Genomic DNA, 9,242 nt, shown 5'->3' with positions numbered 1-9,242 from the left:
ACAAGGCCGCGCGCAAGCACGACATCCGGCCGATCATCGGCTGCGAGGTGTACGTCGCGCCGCGAAGCCGCCTCGAGCGGTCCGCCGTTGCCGCGGCCGACTTCGAGCGCGCCGGCAACAACCACCTGATCCTGCTCGCGATGAACGGCGCCGGCTATGCGAACCTCTCGCGCCTCGTGTCGCAGAGCTACAAGGACGGCTTCTACTACAAGCCTCGAATCGACAAGGAGCTGCTGCGCGAGTGGAACGAGGGGCTGATCTGCCTGTCGGGCTGCCTTGCGGGCGAGGTCGCCACCGCAATCAATGCCGACCGGCTCGACCGCGCGCGCGCCGCAATCGAAGAGTACTCGACTCTTTTCGGCGACCGCTACTACCTCGAGATCCAGGACAACCATCTCGCCGAGCAGCGCGCCGTCAACGACGTGCTGATCCCGTGGTCGAAGGAGATGGGTATCCCGCTGGTCGCGACCAACGACTGTCACTACCTCGAGCACGACGACCACGTCGCCCACGAGGTGCTCCTGTGTGTGCAGACCGGAAAGAGCCTCAGCGACGAGACGCGCTGGAAGTTCGGCACCGACCAGCTGTTCGTCAAAGGCTACGAGGACATGGTGTCGGCGTTCCCGCACGCGCCCGAGGCCGTCGAGGAGACGGTTCGCCTGGCCGAGCGCTGCAACCTCGACATGAGCTTCGGCAACAACAAGTTCCCGGTCTACCAGGTTCCCGCCGGGCGAAGCCTCGACGACGTGCTTGCCGAAGACGCCCGGCGCGGGCTCGACGAAAGGCTCGCGACGGCCAGAACCAACTCGCGATCGCTCGACGAGGACGCCTACCGCACACGGCTCGAGTCCGAGATCGCGATGATCCAGCAGATGAAGTTCTCCGGCTACTTCCTGATCGTCGCCGACTTCATCAACTGGGCGAAAGAGCAGGGGATCCCCGTGGGACCGGGACGCGGATCGGCGGCCGGAAGCCTCGTGTCGTACGCGATGCGCATCACCGACATCGATCCGCTTCCGTACAACCTGCTGTTCGAGCGCTTCCTGAATCCCGAGCGCGTCTCGATGCCCGATATCGACGTCGACTTCTGCTACGAGCGCCGCGAAGAAGTGCTCGACTACGTTCGCGCGAAATATGGCGAGGACAAGGTCGCGCACATCATCACGTTCGGGACGCTGAAGGGGAAGGCGGCGCTGCGCGACGTCGGGCGCGTGCTCGACTTCACGTTCGGAGAGACCGACCGGATCTGCAAGCTCTACCCGGCCTCCAAGCAAGGCCGCGACGTGCCGCTCGAAGAAGCCCTCGAGATGGAGCCGAAGCTGCGCGAGCTGCGCGATTCGGGCGAGCGCGAGGCGAAGCTGTTCGAGTACGCGATCAAGCTCGAAGGCCTCGCGCGCCACGTGTCCAAGCACGCAGCCGGCATCGTGATCTCGGACCGGCCGCTGGTCGAAGACGTTCCGCTGTTCGTCGACAAGGACGGCACCGTCATCACGCAGTTCTCCGGCCCCGACGTCGAAGCGATCGGTCTCATCAAGTTCGACTTCCTCGGGTTGAAGACGCTGACGCTGATCGCCGACGCTGTCAGGCGCGTGCGCGAGACCACCGGCAGCGAGATCGACGTGACGTCGCTCGCGCTCGACGACCCCGCGCCGTACCGCCTGATCACGCGCGGCGACACGGTCGGGATCTTCCAGCTCGAAAGCGGCGGCATGCGCAAGCTGCTGACACGCATGAAGCCGAGCTGCTTCGAAGACCTGATCGCCGCGCTGGCGCTGTACCGGCCCGGGCCGCTCGACAGCGGCATGGTCGACCAGTACGTCGACCGCAAGAACGGCAAGACCACCGTCAAGTACCTTCATCCGCTGCTCGAGCCGGTTCTTCGCGATACGCACGGCGTCATCGTCTACCAGGAACAGGTCATGCAGATCGCGCAGGTCTACGCCGGCTACACGCTCGGACAGGCCGATACGCTGCGCAAGGTGATGGGCAAGAAGAAGCTCGAGGACATGCGCCGCGAGAAGGAGATCTTCCTCGAGCGCGCGAAGAAGGCGGAGCGCGTCGAGGCCGTCTCGCTCGAACTGTTCGAGCAGATGGAAACGTTCGGCGCGTACGGCTTCAACAAGTCGCACTCGGCCGCGTACGCAATGGTCACGTACCAGACCGCGTGGCTGAAGGCCCATTATCCGAAGGAATTTCTCGCCGCGCTGCTGACGCTCGAAATGGGTTCGGCCGACAGCACGTACAAGAACCTCGCCGATGCGCGCGAGCACGGCATCCGGGTGCTCCCGCCCGACGTCAACGAAAGCCAGGAAGACTTCACCGTAAGCGCAGCCGGCATCCGCTTCGGTCTCGGCGCGGTCAAAGGCCTCGGGCAGAAGGCGGTCGAGCTGATCACGCAGGCCCGCGCCGACGGCGAGTTCAAGAGCCTCGGCGACTTCTGCCTTCGCGCGAGCGGGTCGCAGATCACCCGGCGCAGCATCGAGAGCCTGATCAAGGCCGGCGCGATGGCGAGCATCGATCCGTCGCGCGCGCGGCTGCTGGCCGGCATCGATGCGGCGGCGGCATGGGCCGAGCGCGTGCGCGAGGATCGCAGCGTCGGCCAGATCGGACTGTTCGGCGGCACTTCGCTCGGGGCCACGCAGCCGGAACCGCCGCTGCCGATCGTGGCCGAGTACGACGCGCTCGAAGTGCTCGGGTTCGAGCACGATGCGGTCGGCTTTTTCATCTCCGGCCATCCGCTCGACCGCTACAAGCATGACCTCGAGCTTCTCAAGGCGACGCCGAGTGCCGAAGTTCCGGCGCTGCGCGACAGCAGCAACGTTCGCGTGGCCGGCGTGACCAACACGGTGCGCCGGAAGAACAGCAAGAAAGGCGAACGTTACGCGACGTTCAACATCGAGGACCGCGACGGCCTCGTCGAAGTGATCGCATGGCCCGACTGTTACCGCCGCTGCGAGACGGCGATCGTCGGCCGCGAGCCGGTGATCGTGCTCGGCAGGCTCGAGCTGGGCGACGCCGGCGGCGCAGGGGTAGAGGCCGAATACGAGGAAGGCTCGCCCGATTATTCGCGCAAGGCGCAGATCATCGCCGACGAGGTGCTGCCGCTTCCCGAAGCGCGCCGAAAAGCCGCGCAGCAGATCACGCTGCGGGTCGACACCAGCACGGTTGCGATCGGCGTGATGGATTCGCTGGCGTCGCTGCTGCGGCGCTACCCCGGAAAATGCCGCTCGTACCTGCAGATCGTGCGCAAGGGAGTCGCCGAGACGGAGATCGAGCTTGCCGCCGAGCTCGCGATCGATCCGACCGACGGACTTATCCAGGCGGCGCTCTCGCTGCTCGGCGAAGGCTCGGTTACGCTGCGAGGCGTGCTCGAGGAGCCGCAGAGGGAGGCCCGATGGAATACGAGACACGCGTCGTAAGGGAGCGCGCGGTCCTCGTTTGGGCCGGCCACGATTCGACGCATGCTGCGGAGTCGCTGGAGGAGCTCGCGCTTCTTTCCGAAACGGCCGGGCTCGACGTAGTCGACAGCATCAGCCAGCAGATGAAGAAGCTGTCGGCCGCGACGCGCATCGGAAGCGGCAAGGTCGAGGAGCTCAAGAGCATCGTCGCCGACAAGAACGCGGAAGTCGTGATCTTCGACGATCCGCTGACGCCGGCGCAGCGCCGCAACCTCGAGAAGACGCTTTCGGAAGACTTGCCGGCCGGCGCGCTGCCGATCAAGGTGCTCGACCGCAGCCAGCTCATCCTCGACATCTTCGCGCTTCGCGCGCAGACCCGTGCCGGCAAGCTGCAGGTCGAGCTCGCGCAGCTCCAGTACATGCTGCCGCGCCTTACGCGGGCGTGGTCGCATCTTTCGCGCATGAAGGCCGGCGTCGGTACGCGCGGGCCCGGCGAAACCCAGCTCGAGTCCGACCGCCGCCAGGTGCGCGACCGCATCGACAAGCTCAAGGATCGGCTCGAGGAAGTCGACCGCACCCGCAAGCTCAACCGCCGCGAGCGGGAGGCGGTTCCGTATCCGGTGATCGCACTGGTCGGCTATACGAATGCCGGCAAGTCTTCGCTGATGAACCGGCTTACCGAAGCCGGCGTCTACGTGGCCGACCAGCTGTTCGCGACGCTCGATACGACGACGCGGCGCCTCGAGCTGCCGTCGGGCCGGATCGTGATGCTCGTCGACACGGTCGGTTTCGTCTCCAAGCTGCCGCACGAGCTGGTGGCGGCGTTCAAAGGCACGCTCGAGCAGGTCGTCGATGCGGATCTCGTCGTCCACGTGGTCGACGCCGCGTCGGTCGACGTCGACGGACGCCGCGCGGTCGTCGATTCGATCCTCGAAGAGCTGGGCGCGGCGAACCGCCCGCGTCTCGTTGTCTACAACAAGTGCGACCTTGCCGGCGCTGCCGAGCCGCCGCCCGGCGCAATCACAGTCTCTGCGCTGACGGGCGAGGGGATCGCGTCGCTGCTGGCCGCATTCGACAAGGCATTCGTGCCCGTCGAAGAGAAGCTTGCGGTCGTCGTGCCGCACGGTGACGGTCGCACGCGCGCTTGGCTGCACAGTCATGGGCGTGTAGTAGAGGAGTCCGGGCAGGAAGACGGCACGCGCGTCGTAGTGTGGCTCAGCTCGAAAGCGGCTGGCCAGCTCGAGCAGATGATCGGAGCGGAAGGCTACGACGTCCGGCGCGCCTGAGGCGCACTCTGGCGCACTCTATGGATGACCGGGTCGCGCGACCCGGTGCCGCTCGCCACCCGCAGCCGCGATGTTCAACATTCCCAACGTCCTTACCCTGCTGCGGATCTTTGCCGTTCCCGTTTTCCTTTCGCTGCTCGTCGAAGGCGAGAACGACTGGGCGCTGACCGTCTTCATCGCCGCCGGCATCACCGACGCCATCGACGGCATGGTCGCCCGCATGTTCAACATGCGCACCGAGCTCGGCGCGCACATGGACCCGCTCGCCGACAAGCTGCTCGTCGTGAGCTCGTTCATCGCGCTCGGCATCATGGGCCTCGTCCCGCGCCCGCTGATGATCGTCGTGATCACCCGCGACGTCGTCATTCTCGGCGGCTTCCTGCTGACGGCTGCGATCGTCGGCAAGTCGATGGAGATGAAGCCGTCGCTGTCGGGGAAGCTGACCACGTTCACGCAGATCCTTTCGGTGACGCTCGTGCTGGTCGATCTCGCGGCGTGGTGGGACGTGCCAACATTCGTGCTGAACTGCGTGTTCATCGCGACCGGGCTCGCGAGCTTCGTCTCCGGCGGCGGGTATGTGCTGCGCGGGATGCGGTGGTACGCGGCGTCGGAGACGGAGAGCTGACGAGAGGCGGGCGTTGACCCGCTACGGGAGATCGTCTCTGGCGGGAACCTGGCCGCGAGCGTATGGCCCGACGCGGCGAAGGCACCGATAACGCAGGAGTGCCTTCGGACGCCGCGTCGCACCTCGCCGTTGCCTGTCTGATTCCTGTAGCTCGGTGGTTTCGGTTCCGAGCAGACGGTCGTCGGTATGTTCGGCGACCCGAACGCCCGAGGAATTCGCGTGCGCCTTCGCTACCAGGACCATTTACATCGACAAGATCCGAACTCCGACGATGTCTTCACGGAGCGGCCTCCATGCCCTGGCGGTCGACGGCACGACATTCCCCGGGGAATGTTTGCGCGTCGGCGAGATTGCCGCGCCTCGCGTCCATGAAGGCGCGGCCGAAGTCGAGATCGGCCTGATACTGGTTGTGCGACGCGCAGCGCAGTTCGATGTTCTCGGGCGTAGGAGGTCCGCCCATCGCGAAAGGAGCTTTGTGGTGGAACTCGATATTGCTCGTCTCACGGCAGCGACGTCCTCGTCCATCCACGTAGCAGCAACGTCCCGCGTCGCGTCGCCATACGTCGCGCCGCACTGCCGCCGGGATGGTCCGGGATCGTTGTGCTCGCTGCGAAGCGGCTGTATCGGCCGCGCGCGTTGAGCCCGGCCGATCGGTGCGTTTTTCCTTCGTCGGCGTCGTCGACTTCGGTCGGTCGGTCGAGCCTACCTTGCGCGCGAGTGTCCGGACGAGCAGCACGTCGATCGCACGACTGATGATCGCGGCCGCATCGCGACCGGTCGCCGACCGGCCGAGCAGATCCTGTAGCGACCGGAGCTTGTCGTGCGTGGCTTCGTCTACGGTGATCTCGATCTTGTAACGACGCGGGCTGAGCGGAACGATCGGCTTCGTCACTGGTGCCCGCGGCGCTGAACGTGGAGCGATCGCGACGCCGAGCACCTCGCTGTTGGCGGAAGCCAGCCGTTCGCTGGCACCACCGGCGTGTTCACGATCCATCGAAGTCCCGTTGGTCGCGACCGACGGCCGATCGCTCGCACCGCCGGCCTCCTCGTGACCCGGCGAACAACCGCCGGCCAACGTTAGCGCCGCCACCGCCGGCCCATTGTTCCCCGCGCACCCTGCGCGACGCCCGGGCATCGCCCGAACACGCGACGCCACATCCGCTCGCGGCGCGAGCTCGGCAACCAGCCGCCTCACCTCACGCGTGCTCTTGTGCCGGGCGCGTTCGAGCACTCGCAGGTGGTTCTCGGCCGTCAGATGCCTTGCAAGCAGATGGATCGCGCTCAGATGCAGCTCGCCGCGTGCAACCAGGTCCAGGACGACCGGAAAGCGGCGCGCCGTGCGCGCAGCCCAGAGTCGCTTGGCCGTTACCTGCTCCGACATGTGGAAGCGCTCCATGCAGAAGCTGAACATGGAGGAGCAGGCATGTCTCGCCCAGAGCTTGCGCTCGTCGATCTCGGCGATCGCGACGAGAAGCGCCGCAGTCGTACGACGGTCGCGTGCGACCAGGCACTCGAAGTGATCAAGCAGTTCCTTTTCGGAGAGACTTGCAATGCTGTCGAAGGATGTCGTCATGACGACGCTTGTAACACGGGTGACTGTTACCCATGTACTCGGTCTGATTCGTTACCCATGTTCCAGTTCGCACCGACATCGCGACGACGCTTCCATAACAAAAGTAGCATAGCGCGGCCGTGATTCGCCCGGCAGGACGCGACCAGATCAGTGCGCGAGGTTGAGCAGGGCACTCTCGATCTTGCCGTCCCGGTGACGTCGCCCGACCGTATTCGACAAATCTCGCGCCCGTTGCCATCGCCCACACCGGTGCAGGTGCTGAAAACACCGATCACTCTGAACGCTGATGCATCGGACGAAACCTGGGTCACATTCCCCGCGGAATGTTCGTGCAGCAGCGACATAGCCGGGCTGGCCGTACTTGCGTCGCAACAACGGCGTCAATACTCGACCGGCCGGAATTCGGCCGTGCACGGCGGTCCCTCGGCATGAAAATAGCGGACGCTGCCATCGGGGCTGACGAAGATCATCGAGGACGACCGTGTTCCGTAATCGCCGACGTGCACACAGATCTTCGAGAACGGAAGCGGGCCGCCGAGCGCCGTCAGCGCGGGGTCGTCCGGCACCTCCGAAACGTCGCCGGCTTCATGGCTCGATAGTACGGCAGCCAGCGCGGGCACGATCTCGTCGACCTCGGCGCCGCGTTCGAGTAACGGCGAGAGGGCGCCGAACCGGCGGCTCGCGCCGGCAAGACGCGGGCAGCGCGGATCGTTCAGGTCGAGGTTCGTCAGTACCGACAACCCGCTCTCGAGCGATACGCGCCGCACGCCGCGGCCGTTGTCGAGCACGAGCGCCTGATCGAGATCGGCAATAAACAGGTTGAACCCGCCGTAGCGCACGGCTTCGGTTTCGTCGAGTGCATCGACAGCGTCATCGATGGTCTTCGCTGCCAGCGTTTCGATGCAGAGCAGACCGCGCGAACGTTCGCCGGGCCCCGATGCGGGCTTGTCGACGGCCGGACGTCTGTTGAGCAGCCCGACGATCCTGCCTGACCCGTCGATGCGGCAGCCGAGCCACGTTCCGCCGGCCACAAGATCGCGCCCCGCAACGACGTGCGGCGGATCCGTCCAGAGCGCGGGCGGTGCCGAGGCGCGCCCCAGAAACTCATCGCGATTGGCGACGACGATCAGCGGATAACGCGGCGAGACGCGGCGGTAGACGGCAAGAGTGCACACGCGCGAACCTTAGCCAACGAAAGTGCCGAGACGAAATCCGGAAGTTTTGCCCTCCCGCAACCCAAGTGTTAAGCGTCCCGCACCGCTTTTTCCGCGGCGTCCGCTCGTCCGGCGCAGCTTGCGCCGGCCCGCAGGGACGGGAGCACAGCCTTGGTTTCACCGGATGCAGCATTCGATTCGATCAGCGACGTCAGGAAGCGCCTGGCTGAGCAGAACTACATCTGCGACGACAACATCGCGACGGTGGTCTACCTGGCGACGCGTCTCGGCAAGCCGTTGCTCGTCGAGGGACCCGCGGGCGTCGGCAAGACCGAGCTGGCCAAGGTCATCGCCGCCGGGCTCGGCGCCAAGCTGATCCGCATGCAGTGCTACGAAGGCATCGACGAGGCCAAGGCGCTGTACGAATGGGAGTACGCCAAGCAGCTCCTGTACACGCAGGTGCTCAAGGAGAAGATCAGCGAGGTCACCTCGGGCGCCGCGTCGCTGTCCGAAGCGGTCGACCGCATCACGGCCCAGGATGACGTGTTCTTCTCGAACCGGTTCATCCTGCCGCGGCCGCTGCTGCAGGCGATCCAGTCGGAGACGCGATCGGTGCTGCTGATCGACGAGATCGACAAGGCCGACGCCGAGTTCGAGGCGTTCCTGCTCGAGATCCTGAGCGACTTCCAGGTGACGGTGCCCGAGATCGGCACGATCGAAGCGATCCACATTCCGATCGTGCTGCTGACCAGCAACAACGCGCGAGAGATGTCGGACGCGCTCAAGCGCCGCTGCCTCCATCTGTACATCGACTTTCCGAGCTCGGATCTCGAGCTCGAGATCATCCGGCTCAAGGTGCCCGAGGCGAGCGAAGCGCTCGCGCAGGACGTGGCTGCGCTCATCCAGGCGATGCGCAAGCTCGACATGAAGAAGAAGCCGAGCATCTCCGAGACGCTCGACTGGGCGAAGGCGCTGGTCATCATGAACGCGAAGGGGCTCGGCGACGAGATCGTGCGCAACACGCTGTCGACGATCGCGAAGTACGAGGGCGACCTCCGCAAGACCGAGAAGGAGCTGGCGACGTTCCTCGAGCGAAGGAAGGCCGAGCTCAAGGCAAAGGAAGCCGCGGCGGCCGCGGCGCCGGCCGAACCCACGGACGGCAGCGACCTGCTGCACTGAAAAACAAAGGGGATTTTTAAATGTACC

The 9,242-nt window shown here is 65.6% G+C and carries 6 protein-coding genes; 4 read left to right on the top strand and 2 right to left on the bottom strand.

Annotated elements, in window-relative coordinates:
• The 3 genes from dnaE to VN634_06460 all read left to right on the top strand — a co-directional run.
• Window positions 1–3,419: DNA polymerase III subunit alpha (gene dnaE / locus VN634_06470; protein ID HXC50504.1), on the top strand; the 3,419-nt coding region annotated here is incomplete at its 5' end.
• Complete coding sequence (gene hflX, locus VN634_06465; protein ID HXC50503.1) at window positions 3,395–4,684, top strand: GTPase HflX; 1,290 nt, start codon at window positions 3,395–3,397, stop codon at window positions 4,682–4,684. The genes dnaE and hflX, both read left to right, overlap by 25 nt.
• Before the next feature lie 70 nt (window positions 4,685–4,754).
• Window positions 4,755–5,309, top strand: a complete 555-nt coding sequence (locus VN634_06460) for a CDP-alcohol phosphatidyltransferase family protein (GenBank protein HXC50502.1) — start codon at window positions 4,755–4,757, stop codon at window positions 5,307–5,309.
• A gap of 277 nt (window positions 5,310–5,586) precedes the next feature.
• Here the strand turns inward: VN634_06460 and VN634_06455 are convergent, their stop codons facing one another.
• The gene (locus tag VN634_06455; GenBank protein HXC50501.1) at window positions 5,587–6,882 is read right to left on the bottom strand and encodes a hypothetical protein; all 1,296 of its coding nucleotides are present in this window, start codon (window positions 6,880–6,882) and stop codon (window positions 5,587–5,589) included.
• Between the two features lie 380 nt (window positions 6,883–7,262).
• Window positions 7,263–8,057 (bottom strand): NRDE family protein, encoded by a 795-nt coding sequence (locus VN634_06450; protein ID HXC50500.1) that lies wholly within the window; start codon window positions 8,055–8,057, stop codon window positions 7,263–7,265.
• Window positions 8,058–8,207: 150 nt separating this feature from the next.
• Between VN634_06450 and VN634_06445 the strand changes: the two genes are divergently transcribed.
• Entirely contained in the window at window positions 8,208–9,215 is a 1,008-nt protein-coding gene (locus VN634_06445; protein ID HXC50499.1) for a MoxR family ATPase, read from the top strand.
• The last annotated feature ends 27 nt before the right edge of the window (window positions 9,216–9,242 follow it).

It is taken from the genome of Candidatus Limnocylindrales bacterium (assembly GCA_035571835.1).
Lineage (GTDB): Bacteria > Desulfobacterota > Binatia > UBA1149 > CAITLU01 > DATNBU01.
Note: the sequence above shows the minus strand (reverse complement) of the source record. Positions and strands in the feature narration are given on the sequence as shown.